The following is a 20,944-nucleotide window of genomic DNA, read 5'->3' as shown; positions in this document are numbered from 1 at the left end:
TAAATTATTTAATTGCTTATTATTTTATTCGGCTTTGAATCCAATTTTTAATTGCTAATGCAATCAGGATTCCAATAACCACTCATCCAATTTCTTCTATAGCTTATTTTAGGTATTTCCCCTGTTTTTTTTTTCTATCAATTCATAGCGAATTTTTTGAAAGAATTTCCTCATTGATAGTTGTGGGTTTTTCTAACTAATATTGGGTAATATGTTCTGAATGCCTTTATCCTATTAATCATTGAAGAGGTACATTTGGAGGCAATCGTTTTGACGACTTCTTTTAATTATGAGGGTTAGTACCAAGAGCAGGTAGGCTAAAGGTGAAATCCTTCCTTAACAACTAAATGACTTAAGAATTTCTCAATATTTCACTTTTCCTCCTTTAATAATTAACCAAATGGCAAGTCCTATTTCTCCTATGGTCATGGGAAGTGATAAGATCATTTGTAATATGTCAACAATTTTCGTGTTCGGTATTGTCAATTTAAGTGCAGACAAAACCACGTAGGATATCCCAGCAACTAGTGTGATATACCACAGAATATTTGGTTTCATTGAATGCATTTTCATAAGTAACCCAAGCAGCACGACATGAATTCCGAAAATGATAAGCCCCATATTCCATACAGAGTGAAATAGGTTAAAATTCGACTGGATAGATTCGCTCGAAACTTGCGATGCTAAATATATTTCAGCTAAAAAATAAATGGCGACTGCAAAAATTGCCGTGTAAACTAATCTCAAAATTCCTGCCATTCTGGAAATATTTAAATGGTCTTCTTTGAAAAACTGATACAACAATATGGCTACAATTACGTCTAATATCAGGATGATAAAGAAACCTATCAACATGAATAGGTATAGACTAGATTTGGCATTTATGGCAGTGTCGATCAATTTAACACCTTCACCAAGATCAAATTCAGGAAGGGCATATCCTATTGAGAAAATGGCTACTAGCGCCATTGTTATTAGCGACCATCCAGTTAGAAGGGCTGTTTTTCTTTTATTTAATTTCATTTTAATATTATTGATAATTTAGCTTCTTTGACAAATTCTAATGCTCCATAAACGGGCAGGCGATTTTGTCAAAGAAGGATTGTTTTTTGATTAAACCGTATTAACTGCTCGACAATATTCTTTCAAACCCACCATTATTTCTTTAATTACTAGAAGTATTTCTCCGACTGAGTAGAGTAAATATTTGCTTAAGTTGTTACCCAAAAGCATATTTTGCCTGGTTTTTCTAAATATTTTTGTCATTGTTCAAGTTTAGTCCTTTCGGAGGCTAATGTCCAAGGCTAAGAAATTTATTTGGGTTTTGAATATTCAATTAGTTCCTCTACGTAAAGAAAATCACCTTGGTGCTGTGTTAGTTTGATGAAATTTTTGATACTGGGAGCATACAACCAAACTTCTTCTTCATTTGCGTTATAACCTCTTGAGTTTGTTGTTGTACCCATGTACCTTATAGTGTAGGCCATGAATGTTCCAGCTTCAACCGTTTCTTCTTGGTATGATAATATCTCGGCATCTTGACGCTGGCTACCGGTTGTTCCATCTTGACTTGTCCAGTTGCTTTCATATTTCCACTTTTTACCAACTTTGAGAGGCCAGTCGTACTTTTGTGTTTCACTTTCTTCAGGTTTAACAATATCAGTAACAGGGATGGTATCCTTTCCGATTGTCATGCATAGGATTCCCTTCTTTCTGACGATTACTCTCGTATCTATTCCATCTGAGCGTACCTCTCCCTCCGTTGTGATGCCTTTATACTTCCACACCCATTTCTCTCCTACTTGATAATCAGCTAGAGTCGCTTGATGAGTAATAACAGATATCGTTGATCTATTACACGAACAAAGCGCCACTATCGTTAAAATTAAAGCAATTTGACTTTTCATAATTAAGTATTTCAATTGTGCCTACTTCTCTTTTATACCTTTTTTCGGCTTGTTCAGGTCACTCTTTTTTTGCAAGTATTACTAAGATCACATTAGAATCTATATCCAATATTGAACTGTAAAGCTAGATTATACCCCAAGTCATCGAAAAAGCCTTGCTCAGCAAATGCTTCATATGGTATTTCAGATTTCTTACTAAAGGTTAATACTCCTGCAGTCATGTTCGTTCCAAGGGAAACATTTTTAGAAGCTTTGATTTCTATACCATATCCTCCATTTAAAAAAAGAAAATTGTAAGTGCTAGGATAATAAGTTTCTCGCTGGTCATGGATGTAGGAAAAACGGGTTAAAAGGTAAAGACTAAACTTTTTTGCTGTTCCATTCGGGAAGTACTTATAAGTCAGATCGCCGCTCAGGATTTTTTGCTCCATTAATATGAAAGGATTAAATCCGAAACCCGCTTCAAATTGACTTTTCCCTGCCTTGTAAGTTACACTAGGAATAATTCGAAGTGGTCTAAGCTCACTATTATAGCTTGAAGTCAGACCAAAGCCGAATCTTCCTGAAAGCTTATTCGATTGTGCATAAGTCAATGAGTAGGACAATAATACTAGACTAAGAATAATATACTTTTTCATAATTTGTTTTTTAAATTTCATTTTCAAGTATCCTCACAATTCTTTTGTAGATACCTCTAAGCTTAAGCCAGAACCATTCCTTGCTACTTGTATTTACAAACTGTATAACCACTGCATCAATATCACTATGATAGCGAGCTATGCTTGTATAACCGCCCAGCCAACCTGTATGCTCATACTCGTATACGGATGTATAGATTGCTTGTTCTTCAGCACTAAATAAAGTACCATCGATAAGCGCTCTTAAAAAGATTCCCACATCTTCTGCTGTGGCAATCATGGATCCTCCAGGTCTTGTATGATTCACTGATTTTAGATCGGGATCATAACCCTTGTAGTAACCGCTCATAACATCATTAGAGTCGACTTCACTGTACAAGTGGAAGGTATTCGTCAGTCCAAGAGGTATTAAAATTTCATTTGTTATATATTCATGATGAGAATAACCCAAGGTCCTGTCAAGAATTTCTGCAATTAAAAGGTAATTTGTATTTGAATACGCATACCTCTTATTAGGTCCAAAATCAGCGGGTTTATCATATATTAAAGCTGCAGATGACAAGTAGCTTTCTTCTGTATCACTTTCAAAACCAGGCTCAAAAATATAATCAGGTATCCCGCTTCTGTGCCTTAATAGCATTTCCAGTGTTATCTGATCAGCATTCTCAATTTCTCCTTTGACTTCTGGAATTAGACTTCCAAGCGTTTGATCCAGGGATAAGGAATACTCTGCCACCAGTTTTGCAGTGCTTGCAGCAATATATAGTTTGCTGATGCTTGCTATTCTGAACAATAAATGTGGATTAGCAAGGGTCTGCTCTTCTCGGTTATTAAAGCCAGCACTGTAGAATGAAGACTTCCCAGCTTGATTGACGTAAACAATCATACCATCAAAGTCACCTTGTACTGCTTTATCCATCTCCTCTTGAATGGATTCTGATGGATAAAATAGGTTCTTTGAACATCCCATCAGAAAAATAGATATAAGAGCAATCCCTGGGATTAGGAATTTAAATATTCTTAACTGTATTTTCTTTAAATTTTTCATAATTATAGTTTTTTAAGTTTCATAAAATCGACTTATGCCAGAGTTACTTTTAATTGAATTTCAATCAATTATAGTAATAGTGTCCCCTATTTTTTAACAATGGGTAGCGTTGATTGAGCAAGTTTTCTCGAAGGAGGAATGTACATTTTTAGACCAAATAATGGTCGCAAGAAGTTGATCCTTCTGATGATCAATTCATAAATGAAGTAAGTCCAAAAAAATGTAAATAGACATATCCCACTAAATTGTAGCAAGGGATGAATATCTAAGGGTAAAATGACCAATGCTCCCGCGAACAAAACGAACATATGAATGATATATATAGGGTATGCCGCTCGGCTAAGATAGGTCAATGCAGCGCTTGGCTTGTTAAGGTATCGATGTGCAAGACCAAAGACACCCAGAATCCAGCACGTAGACTCAATAGCGATAGAATAGCTAGTAGAAAGCAGCTCAAATTGCTTGAATCTAATAGTGAATAATACAGATGCGATAACAATGTAAAGCCATTTATATTTTGAAACAGTTTTCCAAAATGAACGGCCACTGTACATAATAAGAAACCCAAAAAAGAAGGCAACAAATCCTACCCAGAACCCATGCCATGTTTGAGCATACAACTCATACATCTGTGGTCTGATTGCCACCAATTCCAATACTGCAAATAATGATATTGAGAGTGGCCCTATTGCAAATGACATGATCTTCGAAATAGCTTTCTTAAATCTGCTAGCATTCTCCTTTTTGAGATATGCAAAAAATGGCAAAAAGATTATTACATAAAAGAAAATATTGCCCAAGAACCATAGATGACCTATATGCGAATAGTACTGCAGATCCATATTATAATATTTTTGAAAAACAAACATATGCAATGGAGTAATGGCGATGTAACCGAAGGCAAAAGGCAAAAGTATTCTTTTCGACCTTTCGATGATCAACTGCTTCCAATTTCTCTTTCTCATTGCGAAATACATACCCATACCAGACACATAGAATAGAAGAGGAATTCTCCATACATTAAGTAAAGTCATAGGTATCCAAATGCTCTCAACGCTTTCATCACTTCTGATGAATCCAATGAACATAGCCCATGGCTGAAAAATAATAGCAATATGATAAATCAGTAATAATCCTATTGCGATTACCCTTAACCAATCGATATCATGTCTTCTATCCGTATTCATAATAGTTTGATTTATAGAGTTGATTATTGTAACATTAAAGCAACGATGGGACGGGCCTCTTGCAACGCTTGCATATCCAATTCAAAACCCATCGGAGACAGCTGCTTGACTAGCATATCATAGAAAGGTTTCACCTCTGCAAAATCACCAATTACTGTCTCACGTGGACTGGCACCAAAATTATTCTTTATCGTTTTGTCTGCATTTGCGTCTATTAGTAATTGGACAATCTCGATCCTACCAAAAAACGCAGCAGTATGTAAGGCAGTAGAACCATCTTTATTCTGTATAGTAAGATCAGCCTTAGCGGCTATAAGAGCTTTTACAATTTCCGATTTATTAAAAGTCACCGCAGTCATTAAAGGCGTTGAATCACTCATCGCATCCTTCTGATTAATATCAGTTCCTGTTTTGATGTGTTGTCTGACTGCGTCCAGATCTCCCATAATTACAGCTGTATGTATATTGATGTCGGGCTTGGCCTCCGATTTATCAACTGCAGCATTAGCCACTTTCGATCCAGTTCTCTTTTCAGATTGTGAGCAAGCACTTGCCATTAATAGGAGTAGAAACAGAAAGTGTATGTTGACTTTATATGAATAAATATTTAGGATTTTCATAAACGTTTTTTAATTAATAAATACTGAAATTTTGTTCTCTACAAAGATGAGCCAAGAGCACCGTTGAAGACAAATACCTATGCAGCCTTGTGTATGAAGTTTGATGATAGCTATGAAAATTATGACGCAGGAGTATAAATTATGACGCAATTGTCCATTTTCTTCTAGATTTCACAGAAAATATGCAACTTACGATCTGAATAGGATTCGTCTTATGTATAACTAAAAAACCACATGTCTAGCAACTCGTTTGAAAAGAAATTCATAGAAGAAGCGGAAGCTATTATTCTAGATAAAATGTCCGAAGAACAATTTGGGGTATCAGAATTAGCTACGCTTATGAGTATGAGTCGTTCTAGTCTTCTTCGAAAAATAAAAAAGCAAAGCAATCTTAGTGTAAGTCAATTTATTCGTAAGATTCGCTTGCAAAAGAGTATGGAGATGCTGGAAAATACAGATCTTACGATTTCAGAAATTTCTTATCAGGTTGGTTTTGGCAATAGTTCTTATTTCATTAAATGTTTTCGAGAGGACTACGGCTATTCACCAGGAGAAGTTAGAAAAAGAGGCTTTAATAAGGAAATTTCTGATGAGATTACGCCATCCAAAGTCCCAGAGAAAGAAAGTTCTTCTTTTTTCAATCAATTTCGATGGCCACTTATCGGCACAGTTATTATAATTTTAGTTCTATTCACAGTTCTACTGACCCAAAAAAGTAATTCAAAGGTAGAAACTGCAAACACCAAGAAATCAATTGCAGTACTTCCTTTCAAGAATATGAGTAGTGACTCTAGCAATCTCTATTTTGTAAATGGTCTCATGGAATCTTCGCTTAACAATTTGCAAAAAATAGAAGATCTAAGGGTGATAAGCAGAACTTCGGTAGAAAAATATAGAAATACAGATAAGAATACCAAGGAAATTGCAGAAGACCTCAAGGTAAGATATCTTGTGGAAGGCAGTGGCCAGCGTGTGGGTGGCCAAGTATTATTGAATATTCAATTGATAGATGCAGAACACGACACACCGATATGGTCACAACAGTACAAGCATGAGGTAGTCGATATTTTTTCTCTGCAAAATGAAATAGCTACGAAAGTAACAGCTGCGATAGAAGCTAAGGTAAGGCCATCGGAGTTGGAACAAATCGATAAAAAACCAACAGAAAATCTAGTAGCTTATGACTTCTATCTGCAGGCCCAAGAAGCAAGTAAAGAAGAGAGTCAAGAAGGTTTAGAAGAAGCAATACGTCTATATAAGAAGGCCATAGAAGAGGATGTACAATTCTCTCAATCTTATGCACAGATTGCGATTGCTTACTATTATCTTGACCTTAATCGTGCTGATAAGCAATACACCGAGGTCATTAATAATAACGCTGATAAAGCCTTACTTTACGATTCCAAGTCTGCTGAAAGTCTTGTAGCTAAAGCACTTTACTATATGAACGTTGGTGACTATGCTTTAGCAGTACCACATTTGGAAAAAGCACTAGAGTACAATCCTAATTCATCTACTGTCGTCCAAATTCTTTCAATCATATATTCATATGCTATTCCCAATACTTCAAAATATCTTAAATATGCATTAAAAGGCATCAAGCTAGACATCGCAGCTAATGACTCCATCGGCAAAAGTTTTATCTATCTTCAACTCAGTAACGCACTCATTCAAACAGGATTTGTGGATGAAGCCGAAGAATATATCAATTTATGTTTGGATTACAATCCCAATAATGAATATGGTCCTATATTGAAGATTTTCATACAATATGCACAAGATCAAAATACAGAAAAAACCACGAGAATGCTCGTCAAGGAGTGGAATAGAGATACAACTAGAATGGACATATTACAAGAAACAGCTAAGTTTTACTATTATCAAGAGCAGTATGATAGCGCCTTCTTTTACTATAGAAAATTTGTCAGCGTCAAAGAGCAATATAACTTAGATATCTATCCTCAAGAAGATCTAAAAATTGGCCTTGTATATGAGAAAATGGGATTTATAAATGAAGCCAAGGCGTTTTTTGATTCATATACTCTTTACTGCGAGAATGATGATTCAATCTACCAGCCTGCCAGTATGGCGCTGAAATATGTCCATGAAGGTAAAATTGAACTTGCTTTAGATCAACTAAAAGAATTTTCAACAAAGAATAATTTCCAATATTGGTTTTTGCTTTTCCACGGAAAGGATCCTCTTATTATACCACTTAAGAAGCATCCAGAATACCATTCAATTATGAAAAAAATAGACGCTAAGTTTTGGGAAAATCAAGAGCAACTCAAACAAACATTAAAGGATCTAGTTCTTATATGAGCCTTCTGCCTAAGCAATTTCTAGATTTGTCATTTTAATATACTTTGATATTTGTGTCTATTCTCGTAATTCATCCAAAGTAGGATAAGCTAAAAAAGGATAGAGAGTATATTAAATTTTATATCTCATTATTCTTTGCTTATGTAATTAATCATCCAATTGATACCAAACCTGTCCGTAAATCCTCCAAAGTAAGCACCAAAAAACATATCTGCCATTGGCATTGTAATGTTACCCCCAACAGAGAGTTCATTGAATAATCTATCGGCTTCTTCTCTTGTTTCGGGTTCAAGACAAATATGCATATTGTTTCCACTTGTCAATGTAAAGCCCATTTCTTTTGGTGCGTCTGTGCCCATTAATATATGCCCACCAACTATTGGAAGTTCAACGTGCAAAACCATTTTCTTAACGTTATCGGCAACGGGAGGCCAATTCTCGCTACTTGCAGGCACATCTTCAAAACGTTCAATGCCTTTACCTATAAACTCAGTTTTGAAAATAGATTTATAAAAATTGAAAGCTTCTTCCGTATTACCTGCGAAGTTTAAGTAAGTTGTTACTCTTGCCTTATTGTTTGATTTATTTTGTTTACGGAGGTTAAATTGTGCTTCAATGTACTGGTCTAGGTTTTCCATAGCCATAGTAAAGCCTTCTTTAAAACCCATTGCGATAATTTTTTCTAAATCAGCAAGGCTCTCGTATTTGGCAGTAATGGTCACAAGTGTTTTTTCTCCATCTTCTTTAAACTTATTCGTCCATTGGGTTCTGGGCATACTTTGGTTAACTACTCCGTTTTCATCACAGAATGCGTCTAAACCCGAAAACATTTTTTGATGTGCAATTTTGATATAATCATTTTTACACCAATGACATTCTTGCGGGTTTTCACTTTCGGAATTGTACATTTCATACAGCCAAGTTCCACCTTCACGAAAATCCATAGATTTTGTTCTTGTTTTATAGGGTTTAGGTGCCCACCATAAGTCAAGAATTTCAGGATTTGTCCAAGCTTCCCAAACCAATTCAAGGTTTGCAGCAAATTCGCGTTCCACATTGACAATGTTCTTTTCTTTATTAACTATGAAGTCAAATTTTAAGTTTGGGTTCATTTTCCTTTTGATTTTAATTGTTCTAAAACGGTGTCTAATTGGTCAAAGCGTTTTGCCATTAGCTGTTTAAATTGCTCCAGCCATTTTTCTAGGTCTTTCATCTTGCCTGCATTTAAGTGATAATGAATTTCTCTGCCTTTTTGCTCTTGTGTGAGTATTTCACACTCCGTAAGGATTCGCAAATGTTTTGAAACAGCTTGTCTGCTTGAATCAAAATTTTCAGCTATGGCATTGGGTGTCAATGCACCAACAGCCAAAAGCATAATTATGGCTCGTCTTGTTGGGTCCGCAATTGCTTGAAAAACGTCTCTACGCATAATTATATTGGTTTATAAACCATTGCAACAATCCCACAATCAAACTTTTGGACATCATCAAGATTAAATTTTTGCATTTCGGACAACTCTTTAAAAATAGGCATTCCGTTACCAATGGCAGAAGGGTTAACAAATAAATGTAACTCATCAATAAGTTTGTTTTTAATGAGTGCAGAAACGAACTCACCACCACCATAAGCTATAATATCTTTGCCTTGCATATTCTTTAAACTAGTAATTACTTCGACCAAGTCACCCTTAGCAATTTCAGTGTTTTCCCAAACTGAGTTGTCAAGTGTTTTGGTGAATACAATCTTTTGTGTTGAAGCAAACTTAACACCGCCTTCATACTCTGGATTCTTGGGATCTTTAGCAACATTTTCCCAATGTGGAATAAATCCTTCAGCCAATTTTCTACCTAAAACTATTGTATCTACAGGTTCAGTAAGCTCTCGTACATAGTTTAAAATGTCTTCTGTCCAAGGGAATTTCATCCAATCCATTTCTCCATTTTGTCCAGAAATAAACCCGTCTATGGTCATTTGGACTTGTAATTTCAATTTTCTCATTTTTCAAGTTTTATTCATTTACGAAACCAATCGGTTGCAAACATACGTGCAACTTTCCAGTTTCGCAATTTTTTCCTAGATTTTTTTGTTTAAATTTTAATGAGGAAAAGAAATATTTTTCAGCAGTGTGTTCTTAACAATGTATAGTAAGAGACCTAGATTACTCTATAATTTTTATCAAATTTAGATCCTGAAAGTCAAAACTAAAATCAATCGCTGGAGAAATCCCCTTCATTGTAGCCGATAATCCATTCCCATTTTCATCTAACTGGAAGGATATAAATGCATCACAATCCATGTCTTGGTAGTCCCAAGCAATAGCAAATGTATTCGCCTTGTAAAATTTCATTTCACCTTCCAATTTTGGCGACCTAAGAGATTTGAACCACAAATCACCGTCTTTTTCGTAAATGACAACCTCGCCAAACCAATTGTCTTTATAACGGCCTATATAATTTCTAAAATCTATTTTAATTTTTTTTGACTTTTCAACTTGTTCCCAAACTGCGTTAACGACGGCTTCAGCTTCAGCATCGGAATGTGCCAAACGCTCTTCTGCCCAAACTAACCAATCGAATTCTTCTGCTCCGATAATTTCATCTTTTATCTCATTCGTAAGCGTGATTAGGCTTAAACCTCCTGGAGCAGAATTGGTAAGGACGATAATACCAGCATTCAATTCTGGAATCATTGTCACCATAGATAACATCCCTGGTAAACCACCAGAGTGATTAATAACGCTATATCCTCCTTGATCTTGAATTAAAAAACCAAGTCCATAACCCGTGTAATGACTGCTATATACGCCCCACCCTCTTGGATCGGAATTGATAATAGTATGAATCTTCCACAGCTCTTTATGATTGCTTCTTGAAATTAAAGTATCGTTTAAACTTTCTCCGTACAAGCCATTATTCAGATGCATTAGAACCCATTTACTCATGTCCGTAACATTAGAATAAATTCCTCCCGCTGCACCAAAACCACCACCATTATTGGAGTATGCTCCGATTTCTATTATCTCGTTATTTTCCGTTTTGTGTGGAAAAGCTACGTTCGGATTATTGGCAATGTTTTGATAAAGTCCAACAGAACTGTTCATTCCTAATTCTGCCATTATTACGTCCTGTACAAAGTTGTCCCAGCTCTGACCACTCACTCTGTGAACCACTTCTCCGGCTACCATATATAAAAGGTTATCATAATCATATTTAGTTCTAAAATCAGAAACAGGAGTTTGGTATTTAAAACTTGCAATAACGTCATCAATTGTAAAATCAGATCCATCAGGAAAGAACATTAAGTCTCCTGCACCTAAACCAAGTCCACTTCTATGGGTTAGCAGATCTAGTATCGTGAAGTTAGCAGTTACGTAAAAATCATACATTCTAAACTCAGGAATGTGGTCGATCACTTTGTCTTCCCAAGCTATTTTGCCTTGATCAACTAGTATTCCTAAAGCTGTGGATGTAAATGCTTTGCTGTTGGAAGCAATTGCGAACAACGTGCTCTCATCTACCAAAGTATTTGAGTTTTTGGAGGCAATTCCGTACCCTTTTAAATGAGTGATTTCACCATCTTGAATAACTCCAATAGCGACACCTGCCTGAGGGAACTTATTCATGGATACTTTGACTAACGAATCAATAAATTCGGATGATACCATACGCTGAGAAAAACTTGCGAATGGCATTAAGAGAAGCAGAAAAATAATTTTATTCATAGCATTCATAGTATTGATTGAGGTTAAGAGTTCAGTGATATGCAATAAGAGTGGTTGCGATGAAAAAGCTATTACTCTATATTTATTGTTGTGCTTTTGTTATTTTTAGTTTTAAAATCTCTAGGTTCGTCTGCACTTTTCTAAGTAAATCGAGCCTGTCAGTTTCACTGTAACATTTAAAATAAAATATTCGAATAGTTAAAAGACCATTAAACATTCCATAAAGCGTTTTTTAAATCTACACTCTCCCAATAGTCTTCTTGAAGATACCCTTGAATAGCAAATGTATCGTTTGGTTACTTAAGCATAAATGCCTCCAATAAATTATAATAAATTTACAAATTGATATTTAGAGCACCAATATTTAAATCTCTATCCGTGTAATAATTTTGTACATTAATAGCCAAATCATTCCCTATTAAGTCTATCGTACCAGTTGATTCTAACGACTTAAATGTTGTTTCACCTAATTCTCTTACACCGTTTAAACTAATGTAGTATTCATGTCTAATAATTTGTATTAACGTATCTAATTAAGAGGTTTGGGCTGCATCTACTTTTTCCAATTGAAGTTTCAAGTCACTTTAAGATAATCTAAAGTTCCTAAATAGATTTGGTTTATTAAAGCTATTTTCATTCAAAGTTGAATTAGGTCGATAAGGTCACCATAATGAAGGAAACCGGTTGGTGTACATCAGCTTTTATAGCGATAACGTTGGTGACTATATGACAAGATTTTGTACTTGCGTTATTTTATTTATGAATTTCATGATAATTAACTGATTTCAGAAAGCGCTGTTCTTAATTCTACGAGCGCTTTCAGCATACCATTATTCATTTTAATAGTGGATTTTAAATAAATTAATCTTCCATAAATAGCATTCCAAACTTTAAGATTATGAAATAATTTGCTGTAATCAACTTTAGGCCCACCTTTAGGTCTATCATTTTCATTAAATAACCAACTTGGCAAATTAAAATCACCATAGTTTAAGTTTTGCTGTATAAAGGGACTTACATTGTTTACATAATCACTATCCAGCACTTCATCCCAATTTTTACCTCTAATCAATCCAATTTTCACACTTTCAAAGTGACGTTTAAGTTGTGGGTCTTCAATTTTAGATAAGTATCCTTTGTTCATGAATTCGTCAAACAATTCCATCGAATAGTCATTAGCATAAGCGGTATTTAGAGAACCGATCTTGGCTTTAAATTCATCGATATGATCTTCTTTTTTCGCATTTATGATCTCTAAGCAACGCATTAAATCATTTGCTAAAGCGTTTAATTGATCTATGGATTCATTTTGCTCTTTGATATCAGCTTCTAATGTAGTATAAAGCTCCGTATAGTAGGAATTCATTGTATTTTGTTCTATCCGTACTTGATTCGAATTGCTTACTTGAATGGCAATTAAAATTCCAATCACGACAAGTAAGATTTCTCCAAGAGCATAAAGTAAATACTTACTGAATTTATTTTCAGAGAAAAACTTTTGTCTAATTTTTCTAAAGAATTTCATCATTGGTTATTTTGGCTAATTTAATGAAGCACAACCTATCAATTTGTATGGACAGTGGCATGGCAAAGGCTTTTCTTTTTTAAGTCAAGTGATTGGAAAATTCCATTTCTAGATTTTCGGTTTCACTAATTTCTTTACGTAAAAACATCACAAAATCCTGTTCTATCAATTCTCCGTTTTTTCCAATCAGTAATGTTTCTATTATAGCAGGTCCAACACCTTTATTTTCAATTGTAAATGTATATTCTTCAGAGTGTATTCCGTTATGTCCAATTTCTAAATGAGGATAAACAGACATATATTGCTGCTTTCGAATCAGATTCGTTTGGTAAAAAAAGACAATTAGGGTGCACAAGCTCAAAAGGATAGCACTTAACCCTAACAATCTGTCCATATTTGGAAGCTTCAGTTTTTTCATTCTAATTGTTTACAACGTCCAAGCGCATGGTAAGTATGAGCGATAACGAAATATTCACTCATGCATACTGTTGTGCTTTCGATATTTTTTATTCAGTTATTGTTCCAGTTCTTTGTCAATTTGAGAAATAATGTCCTTGAGGCTTTCCTGGTTTATGACAAATGTTCTCCAATAATAAAAATTCTTTGATTGAAAATAAATATTAAGATCAGCAATTAAATACTCATCCGTTAAGTCACTTAGGTTTTTATATGGCTTATAAGCTAATATATGAGCATATTTATAATTTATATCAGATGATTCCTGCCTCAAGATTTCAAATAGATTCTCATTGGTAGGTGCATTAAAAGTATAAAACCTTTGAATATTTGAATATAAAGTGTCATTTACTATAAGGTCAGAATTGCCATCAGCAATCATTGCATCGTAGGCACTTGTGCTTGACCGAAAGGGCATATCATATCCAAATAATTCCGAATAAGATATTTTGCTAATAGTATCAAAGCCTTCAAAGGGAGTTATTTCTATTCGAGGATTAAATGAAGGTAAAACCTTTTTAAAGTACATAATCTCTCTTCCCCAATAAGGTTTTAATTCTTCGATTAACTCTAAATCTTTAATCATATCCGAACGAATTTCTTTCAAAATAGTGGTAGCTTTCATTTTGCCCTTTTGAACTTCATTCCAGTTATTAATCTGCAATGCAATCAAAATACCAATGACAACAAGTAAAATCTCGCCAATTGCGTATTTAATGTACTTTCTAGTTTTGCCTTCTATAAGCAACTTTTGCCGAGTTTTCCTAAAGAATTTTATCATTGATTATTTTGGTTTTTTTTAATAAATCACAACGTCAGACCGTGCAAAAAGTAGCATATTATTTAAAGATAGACAATGTATTGATTTGTGCTACATCATGATGCAGGAGAAATAATTATTTGATGTGAGCTGTTATTATAGCTCTTGTTGTATAAAAATAATATAAGGCTCTTATTAGAGCTAATTTTAATGCATTTAGGTCAATATGGAATTTTGATACTTGGCTTTCGTTATTTTTTTTTTAAAATTTTTTATTTAATCATCCTTCATATAATAATTTAACGACTTGATTTTCTTAAGATTTGGATAATCTCCCTCAAGGTAGTATTCGAGTCCCAATTTTAAATTTTGATTAGAAACTTCAAGTCCCTTAAAACATTCTATTGCCCAGGATGTTTTATGCCTTAATTCGTTTAGGATTTGGTCGAATTCCGATGTGTTATAGTGATCAATCAACCTATCTGTTTATTCCTATGTGTTTGACCCCCTAGTTCTTGAGGTTTGACCCCCTATGTGGATACCTCCCTTTTTAAATTTACAATTTTATTTTAGATCTGTTTCTGAGGCTTTCCCCTTTAAGATCAATTCTATGTGTTTTCGGGACAATTCAATCTAAGATTGCATCAGCAATAGTTGACTCATTTAGATAAACATGCCACGAGTTTAAAGGAAGTTATGAGCTAAGATTTTCGCTACCTTTACGCCTTCCAGCAGGGTAAGGTTCTGTGAGAGGTTTAAGAGTGAAAGTCCTTTTCACATACTATATATTTATGACTAAATACTACTATTTGGACTTATGATGTTTTTCTCCAACAGAAATAACCATTTCAAAATGCTTACTGGGCATGACCGTTGTATGCTTTATAAGCAGCTTTATTGATTTCTTAATTCTGCAATTATCAATTTATTCTCTTCATTAAGCAGTCCCATTTGCTTATTTCTTATTACTTTAAATTTTATTGATTTCTCTGTCGAATCGTATTCTTCAAGATAATTAATTAGAGGTTTTGAAGAATCATACTTCTTCCTTCTTATATAGTTTGTACAATTCTTATACGCAAGTAAAATAACTACACCTTCTATTTCTTCTTTTTTTTGATTAGAAAAGGCTTTCCAAAAGTGCTTCTCATTTGTAATATGATTGCTCCCAATTATCAATATTGATTTGGACAAATCTTCATTTGGTATTTCCAATAGATTTTTCAGAATACCGATATCACGTTTTTTCGAGCTTATACCAAAATCAGCTTGAAATACTGGATTATCCAATATTTGTTTTATTACTTTTGAGCCTTGGCCCATAACTTCTTTAATCAGGTCTTCGTTTTTATAATATTCTGATTTCGCAGATAACAATATATTTTTAATTTTATTTGGCGATGTTTTACTATCAATTTCCTTTAATTTATTTATGAAGGCATCTATTTGAGTATTCTTTAGGTTTCCAAATAAGCTTGCAAATAAATACTCCAAACATACACCTCTCTCAAAATCAATTCCTTTGAATCTTATTCCAAGACTATCATGTCTAATTGACTTTAAGAATTCCCTATAGTTTTTTCCTCTTGCTCTTGTATAGTTCAACACAGATACATCTCCACTCTCTAAATACCAATTTATTAATGTTGCTTCTGAAACTCCTCCTTCATACAATATACTTTGATAACCTTCTTTTGCTTTTTCTGAAATTACGTAATTTTCTAATTCATAGGTTCCACCTACCTCATGAGCTTCTCCGATTATTATAAATGCCTTATCTCCACCCACTTCAACCATTGCTTTTTCAAAACTTAATTTGTCTATGTTACCTTGACCAAGGATTTCTACATGAGTTAAAAGAACAAGAGTCAGTACTTTTATAAAATTATTCATTTTCTTTCTTTTTATGTATTATAAGGGAGATAATTCACACGTCTTCGGGGACATCGTTCACACTTTTAATCTTGTTAAGCTTAAATATTGTTCTTTCTCGACAAACTGCTTTTCATCGGAGTATCCTAAAAGTACATTACGATAATATACATTCCAAATGCCATCTCCAATTTCTTGTACAGCAGTATATCTTCCTACTGCTACTCTTGAGATAAACAACCAATGGTATGCTCTCCATCTTGCTGAATAGATAATTAATTAGAGTCAATCTGTATTTTTTTATATCGGTTTTTTTGGTTGATTTAACGGTTAGTATATGAAAAGTAGGCGATTTCGAAGCACAAAATTTTCAGTTAATCACAAATTTTGATACGAAGCAAAGCTCTTGACTTGATTGATGTTTCGCCTATATTTTATATACATAGTTAGCTGCTGCCTTTTATTCATTTTTCAATTGGGTTAGGTCTGTCAATTTCTCTCCGTCATATTTCCACAAATTTCCTTTTCTGCCGCCGAACCAAATATTCCCATCATTATCTTCTATGATTGTCCTTATCGAAATTCCTGATAATTTGTCTAAAGATTTGAAATTTCCATTTTCAATATAGCAAAGAGCTTCTCTATCGCTACCTAACCAAATTATTCCGTCTGAACTTTGGAATATAACGGTAACATTATTACTGCACAAACCATTACTTTCATTAAAGTTTCTAAAGTTTTTTCCGTCAAACTTATCCAATCCACCATTTCGATTTCCATTTGTTCCTATCCAAATATTCCCTTCTTGGTCTTGATAGAGATAACGGACCATATTATCACTTAATCCACTTTCCGTTTTGAACTCTTGGAATGTTTCGCCATCGTATTTTGTTATTCCGCCATTACTCATTGAAGCAAACCAAATGTTTCCAATTTTGTCCCGTATAATGCTTTGTATGACATTGTGATGAAGACTGTCTTCATATTTTCTGCCTTTCTCAGCTAAAATATTCTCAAATGTTGTTCCGTCATATTGGTAAGCACCACCACCTGAAGTTCCAATCCAAAATATTCCATTATTGTCTTGAATTATTGAATTGGCTTGATTGGGGTTGACCGTTGGGTAAATATCTTTGTACCATTCGCTACTTGTGTCAACGTAGGGAAGTGAAATTTGTGTAAACACCTTGCCATTGTATTTGCACAATCCTTTATTTGTTGCCAGCCAGATTATCCCTTTGTCATCTTCTATAATGCTCCAAATTTGATTAGAACAAAGACCTTTATCTTCATTAAAATTTGTGAATTTTTTTCCGTCATATTTATAGAGTCCTTCGGTTGTTGTCCCAAACCATAGGTTTCCATTTTTGTCTATTAAACTGCTTGTAACAATGTCAGCACTCGTATAAACTTTAGGTTCTTTTAATTCAACAGACTTCTGTTGCTGTCCGTCACAAGAAAAAAAGAGAAGTAAAGTCAATGTTGAAATCAGAAAGTTCATTATTTTGTTTTTGTTTTTTTAGGTTGCAGAGAACGTTAAGAGGATATGCTTCGAGACGACGAAGGAGGCATGATCGTCTTCGCAGCATGTTATGTAGAGCCTCTTAGGCTGTTTGTTTGATCTTTTTCTTGGTATTCTTATAAGCAGCATTTGTAATTTCTTTATTGGTTGGAACTTTTAATTTATAAGGTCTATTAAACGCTTCTTGCCTTAATTTGAAATAGTTGGACAGTATTCTAATTGTTCCTTTTGAAAGACCAGTTTGGTAGTTTAGAATTTTGGAAACGGTTCCTTTTGAAAGCTTTAGTATTTCTGCCAAATCTTTTGCCTTTAATTGGTGATCTTTCATTAAAGATTTGAGGATTTGAATTGGATCAGAAGTTGGAGCTTCATAATTTTCTTTATCCCATTTTTCTATCAATAAAGTCAAAAGTTCGATTTCATCTTCGTTGGAAACGTTTTCATTAAATACCAATTCTTCAAGGACGTCACAATACTTATAATATTGATCTTCAGTTTTAATGATACTATATTTCAATTCTGTTGACATGTTAGTATAGTTTAATTGTGTATTGTAAATCACCATCGAATAATTTCGTGTATTCCGCGTGCGTCCCAATCCACATAATTAATAGATGGACTTTTGTCTTGCTAAAATGGAATTTGCATATCATTCTATAATGGTTTCCTCCAATAATACATACTATCCAGCTCGAACTTTTACCAAGAATATCAGCCGAATTATAAGTTTGTTAGATATCATTAGGGTTTGACCAGTCAGCATGTTGTAGTTTAATCAAACATTCTTCAAAATATTTCTTACTATTCTAATTCTTGAATACATACTTTGTTATTTTATGCTGTTTGATTCGTCTTATTCTCATCAATCCAAAAATAGTAAAAGTTTCAGTAACTGAAACAATAACTCAGGAATAATAGTTTGAAGATTCAGAGTAAGTGCTATTTTTCAGCTTGCACACTACGATATAGCCATAAGCTGAGGAACGACGATAGGAGTTCTTCATTCTGCATGGTATGTTATCTCTCGGATTTTCTCTTGGCTAGGAATTCTTTTGGACTCATCACAGGTATTTTTGAATATTTAAAGTCTTTTATTTAGGTTTCTTGAAATTATGAAATTGGCTTTTAATGCTAATACTGTGTAGTACTGAATTCCATCTTCAAAATCTTTGAAATTAAGATCGTACAAGGCTAAATCAATAACCTTATCATTAGCGATCTTGATTCAACGATAACTTTGAATTTTCCAACAATTGATCATGCATCATTTAAATTCATTACATCGTTGAAGATATTGTGTGTGTTGAGAAGACTCGTTCTTTATACGTGTAAATTTTCAAATCAAACACGCATAACTCAAGAGTGGAAATGTAAACCTTTTTCTGAGAGATAACATCAGGTATACGTCGTTACCGACGTTAGATTAATTACCAATCAAATGATATTATTTTGATAATTATAGCACTGCAGTTGGTACACTAATGCTATCAAATGTTGTCATCCAGAAAATGTTATTACTCGTCACACACAATTTGCTGTGTCTTCAAAGCGCCTAACAAATCAATAGTCAAACGATAGCATGTCGAATCTATTCCTCTGATTACCAATCCATTCAAGTCATCGATAAATAAACTGCCAGTTATATGTAATGATGCTTTAGGATCCGTAGTATTAATACCAATATTTGTAGATGGACTTGTTTCACATGCATCTCCGATTCCATTAAAATCACTGTCTTCTTGATTGCTATTAGGTGTAAAGACACAATTATCACATGCATTTCCTATGCCATCCTGGTCAATGTCAGATTGGTCAAAATTTGCATCGTATGGGCAATTATCGACGTCAAAAGCCCAACCATCCTGATCATTATCATTAAAACAAAACTGAATAGAACCACCATTGCTACAGTTAGCTCCATTGTTAGAAAGTACAACCATACCTACAATTCCCTGACTTTGCCAAATTTTTAATTGACAACATTCTAGAAAAGATGGGCAGAGATTAATTTCGAATTCGTCTCGTATCTCTTTAATCCTGGGAAGATTAATACGCCTAAAATTCGGGTTATTTTGAATCAAAACAGCTTCCGATATGATTTCGATTTCATTAAACGGATCAAAGATATTGATTAGATTTGGGCAGTCAAAAACGTTGATTTCCGACATAAATTTCAGTCTCTTTAGGCCAAAAAGATTGACAATAGGTAATGACGACATTGTAAATGGTCCATCTATTTGCCTTAAAGATTTGAACCCGCTGATATCCGTAGTAGGTTGACTAGAAATCTCGAATGATCCACCTATATGTTGTAAATTCTGAAAGCCTACAAAAGCCTCTGTACCACCACCTATGAAATTGAGATTACCACCAATACGCTTTAAAGCGTTAAAACCCGTAATGGTATCTAATCCGCGAGAAAGTAAAACATGACTGCCACCTATATATTCAAGTGAATTAAAGGTGAGTTCTTCACCTAATGTTGTTTCATATAAGAAGTTTAAATCGCCTCCTATATATCGAACTACATTAGTAGCTGAATGTCCTTCTACTATGATAAAATTTTCAAAGGTGAGATTACCACTAATATATTTCACCTGAGAAAGGAAAGAGATGTCTGAAATAAATTCACCAATCTGAATATTTCCACTGACAGAATCACAGCCAGAAATGATAAAATCGTCAATATCACTTTGGTTCAAAAAGATGGTCGTAGGACACGTTGTAGCTAAAGAGAATTCCCAACAAGTAAAGACGATCACAAGAGCAAGAAATGTTTTCATAAATGAAAGGTTAGTGGTTTTCAGTTGTACTAGTTTATAAATCGATCTATAATTAGAGTCAATGTGACTGCTTTCTGATTCTGCTTTCCATTTGAACTGCATTAGAAGGAATCGTTGTATTTACTTCAGGTTTGAACTGAGGTGGCTATAAACTGTTAGAATTTTCTGAAGAGTTTTCCGTCATATCATTTTCAGCGGCAGAAATTTGATGGTATTGCAACTCAGATTATGGTGATCTTTTTGGCATTTTGTAAGTTTTTATTACATAATTAAATTTTAGGCTATTTAATTTTATCTAAGTTACGTATAAATCCATTGATAGTCAAGAATTTATTTAGTACACCGAGCTTGTATATGTCAATTGAAAACTTACAAGTACAATAAAAACAAAGAAGTGACAAGTTTAAAAGTTATTCAATTTATAATAATTCTGATTCATACTTGCTTTGATCTCAGTTGCATATTCCTGCACCTTTGACCCCTCGATTCCTATCGGTTTGACCCCTCTGATTCTTGAGGTTTGACCCCTCAAAAGTAGAAGAATGTTAATAACATTCTTACGGTTTGACCCCCTAAGAATGTG

18 protein-coding genes and 1 pseudogene are annotated in these 20,944 nt (G+C 34.0%); 1 reads left to right on the top strand and 18 read right to left on the bottom strand.

The features are described 5' to 3' along the window. Positions 1-363: 363 nt before the first annotated feature. The 6 genes from L2586_RS23515 to L2586_RS23490 form a co-directional block, all read right to left on the bottom strand. Positions 364-1,023: a DUF4386 domain-containing protein gene (locus L2586_RS23515; RefSeq protein WP_235295453.1), complete on the bottom strand. Its 660-nt coding sequence runs from the start codon at positions 1,021-1,023 to the stop codon at positions 364-366. 290 nt (positions 1,024-1,313) lie between these two features. Further along, the gene (locus L2586_RS23510; RefSeq protein ID WP_235295452.1) at positions 1,314-1,907 is read right to left on the bottom strand and encodes a hypothetical protein; all 594 of its coding nucleotides are present in this window, start codon (positions 1,905-1,907) and stop codon (positions 1,314-1,316) included. A gap of 92 nt (positions 1,908-1,999) precedes the next feature. Then, positions 2,000-2,545, bottom strand: coding sequence for a hypothetical protein (locus tag L2586_RS23505; protein ID WP_235295451.1), 546 nt, complete (start codon positions 2,543-2,545; stop codon positions 2,000-2,002). Between the two features lie 10 nt (positions 2,546-2,555). Continuing rightward, positions 2,556-3,593 (bottom strand): serine hydrolase domain-containing protein, encoded by a 1,038-nt coding sequence (locus L2586_RS23500; RefSeq protein WP_235295450.1) that lies wholly within the window; start codon positions 3,591-3,593, stop codon positions 2,556-2,558. Between the two features lie 86 nt (positions 3,594-3,679). Next, positions 3,680-4,780 carry an acyltransferase family protein gene (locus L2586_RS23495; RefSeq protein ID WP_235295449.1) on the bottom strand — a complete coding sequence of 367 codons (1,101 nt, stop codon included), beginning with the start codon at positions 4,778-4,780 and terminating at the stop codon, positions 3,680-3,682. Positions 4,781-4,803: 23 nt separating this feature from the next. Beyond that, positions 4,804-5,400, bottom strand: a complete 597-nt coding sequence (locus L2586_RS23490; protein WP_235295448.1) for an ankyrin repeat domain-containing protein — start codon at positions 5,398-5,400, stop codon at positions 4,804-4,806. A 234-nt stretch (positions 5,401-5,634) separates the two neighbouring features. Here L2586_RS23490 and L2586_RS23485 point away from each other — a divergent pair, with 234 nt between their 5' ends. Beyond that, positions 5,635-7,722, top strand: coding sequence for a helix-turn-helix domain-containing protein (locus tag L2586_RS23485; protein ID WP_235295447.1), 2,088 nt, complete (start codon positions 5,635-5,637; stop codon positions 7,720-7,722). Between the two features lie 128 nt (positions 7,723-7,850). Here L2586_RS23485 and L2586_RS23480 read toward each other — a convergent pair whose 3' ends face one another. The 12 genes and pseudogenes from L2586_RS23480 to L2586_RS23430 form a co-directional block, all read right to left on the bottom strand. Beyond that, positions 7,851-8,834, bottom strand: coding sequence for an SRPBCC domain-containing protein (locus L2586_RS23480; RefSeq protein ID WP_235295446.1), 984 nt, complete (start codon positions 8,832-8,834; stop codon positions 7,851-7,853). Continuing rightward, positions 8,831-9,151: an ArsR/SmtB family transcription factor gene (locus L2586_RS23475; protein ID WP_262914219.1), complete on the bottom strand. Its 321-nt coding sequence runs from the start codon at positions 9,149-9,151 to the stop codon at positions 8,831-8,833. Before L2586_RS23475 ends, L2586_RS23480 begins: the two co-directional genes overlap by 4 nt. A gap of 2 nt (positions 9,152-9,153) precedes the next feature. Beyond that, positions 9,154-9,720 (bottom strand): dihydrofolate reductase family protein, encoded by a 567-nt coding sequence (locus tag L2586_RS23470; RefSeq protein ID WP_235295445.1) that lies wholly within the window; start codon positions 9,718-9,720, stop codon positions 9,154-9,156. Positions 9,721-9,880: 160 nt separating this feature from the next. Beyond that, complete coding sequence (locus tag L2586_RS23465) at positions 9,881-11,443, bottom strand: serine hydrolase (protein ID WP_235295444.1); 1,563 nt, start codon at positions 11,441-11,443, stop codon at positions 9,881-9,883. 775 nt (positions 11,444-12,218) lie between these two features. Then, positions 12,219-12,968, bottom strand: coding sequence for a hypothetical protein (locus tag L2586_RS23460; RefSeq protein ID WP_235295443.1), 750 nt, complete (start codon positions 12,966-12,968; stop codon positions 12,219-12,221). Positions 12,969-13,047: 79 nt separating this feature from the next. Continuing rightward, positions 13,048-13,386, bottom strand: coding sequence for a hypothetical protein (locus tag L2586_RS23455; protein WP_235295442.1), 339 nt, complete (start codon positions 13,384-13,386; stop codon positions 13,048-13,050). A 96-nt stretch (positions 13,387-13,482) separates the two neighbouring features. Continuing rightward, a complete protein-coding gene (locus L2586_RS23450; RefSeq protein WP_235295441.1) occupies positions 13,483-14,205 on the bottom strand; it encodes a DUF6090 family protein in 723 nt (240 codons plus the stop codon). An 873-nt stretch (positions 14,206-15,078) separates the two neighbouring features. Then, on the bottom strand, positions 15,079-16,077 hold the full coding sequence (locus L2586_RS23445) for a hypothetical protein (protein WP_235295440.1): 999 nt from the start codon (positions 16,075-16,077) through the stop codon (positions 15,079-15,081). A gap of 439 nt (positions 16,078-16,516) precedes the next feature. Then, positions 16,517-17,557 carry a ligand-binding sensor domain-containing protein gene (locus tag L2586_RS23440; protein ID WP_235295439.1) on the bottom strand — a complete coding sequence of 347 codons (1,041 nt, stop codon included), beginning with the start codon at positions 17,555-17,557 and terminating at the stop codon, positions 16,517-16,519. Positions 17,558-17,660: 103 nt separating this feature from the next. Then, positions 17,661-18,107, bottom strand: a complete 447-nt coding sequence (locus L2586_RS23435) for a helix-turn-helix domain-containing protein (RefSeq protein ID WP_235295438.1) — start codon at positions 18,105-18,107, stop codon at positions 17,661-17,663. A 1-nt stretch (position 18,108) separates the two neighbouring features. Further along, positions 18,109-18,297: pseudogene (locus tag L2586_RS24905) on the bottom strand (type II toxin-antitoxin system HigB family toxin); the annotation flags it as partial. Positions 18,298-19,092: 795 nt separating this feature from the next. Next, entirely contained in the window at positions 19,093-20,361 is a 1,269-nt protein-coding gene (locus L2586_RS23430; RefSeq protein ID WP_235295437.1) for a thrombospondin type 3 repeat-containing protein, read from the bottom strand. Between the last annotated feature and the right edge of the window lie 583 nt (positions 20,362-20,944).

It is taken from the genome of Portibacter lacus, assembly GCF_021533215.1.
In the GTDB taxonomy this organism is placed as follows: domain Bacteria; phylum Bacteroidota; class Bacteroidia; order Chitinophagales; family Saprospiraceae; genus Portibacter; species Portibacter lacus.
The sequence above is the reverse complement of the archived record's forward strand: the minus strand, read 5'-3'. Positions and strand labels throughout refer to the sequence as shown.

Coding starts and splice junctions, on each gene's coding strand:
- L2586_RS23515 (WP_235295453.1), bottom strand. CDS start 1,023: ATGAAATTAAATAAAAGAAAAACAGCCCTTCTAACTGGATGGTCGCTA.
- L2586_RS23510 (WP_235295452.1), bottom strand. CDS start 1,907: ATGAAAAGTCAAATTGCTTTAATTTTAACGATAGTGGCGCTTTGTTCG.
- L2586_RS23505 (WP_235295451.1), bottom strand. CDS start 2,545: ATGAAAAAGTATATTATTCTTAGTCTAGTATTATTGTCCTACTCATTG.
- L2586_RS23500 (WP_235295450.1), bottom strand. CDS start 3,593: ATGAAAAATTTAAAGAAAATACAGTTAAGAATATTTAAATTCCTAATC.
- L2586_RS23495 (WP_235295449.1), bottom strand. CDS start 4,780: ATGAATACGGATAGAAGACATGATATCGATTGGTTAAGGGTAATCGCA.
- L2586_RS23490 (WP_235295448.1), bottom strand. CDS start 5,400: ATGAAAATCCTAAATATTTATTCATATAAAGTCAACATACACTTTCTG.
- L2586_RS23485 (WP_235295447.1), top strand. CDS start 5,635: ATGTCTAGCAACTCGTTTGAAAAGAAATTCATAGAAGAAGCGGAAGCT.
- L2586_RS23480 (WP_235295446.1), bottom strand. CDS start 8,834: ATGAACCCAAACTTAAAATTTGACTTCATAGTTAATAAAGAAAAGAAC.
- L2586_RS23475 (WP_262914219.1), bottom strand. CDS start 9,151: ATGCGTAGAGACGTTTTTCAAGCAATTGCGGACCCAACAAGACGAGCC.
- L2586_RS23470 (WP_235295445.1), bottom strand. CDS start 9,720: ATGAGAAAATTGAAATTACAAGTCCAAATGACCATAGACGGGTTTATT.
- L2586_RS23465 (WP_235295444.1), bottom strand. CDS start 11,443: ATGAATAAAATTATTTTTCTGCTTCTCTTAATGCCATTCGCAAGTTTT.
- L2586_RS23460 (WP_235295443.1), bottom strand. CDS start 12,968: ATGAAATTCTTTAGAAAAATTAGACAAAAGTTTTTCTCTGAAAATAAA.
- L2586_RS23455 (WP_235295442.1), bottom strand. CDS start 13,386: ATGAAAAAACTGAAGCTTCCAAATATGGACAGATTGTTAGGGTTAAGT.
- L2586_RS23450 (WP_235295441.1), bottom strand. CDS start 14,205: ATGATAAAATTCTTTAGGAAAACTCGGCAAAAGTTGCTTATAGAAGGC.
- L2586_RS23445 (WP_235295440.1), bottom strand. CDS start 16,077: ATGAATAATTTTATAAAAGTACTGACTCTTGTTCTTTTAACTCATGTA.
- L2586_RS23440 (WP_235295439.1), bottom strand. CDS start 17,557: ATGAACTTTCTGATTTCAACATTGACTTTACTTCTCTTTTTTTCTTGT.
- L2586_RS23435 (WP_235295438.1), bottom strand. CDS start 18,107: ATGTCAACAGAATTGAAATATAGTATCATTAAAACTGAAGATCAATAT.
- L2586_RS23430 (WP_235295437.1), bottom strand. CDS start 20,361: ATGAAAACATTTCTTGCTCTTGTGATCGTCTTTACTTGTTGGGAATTC.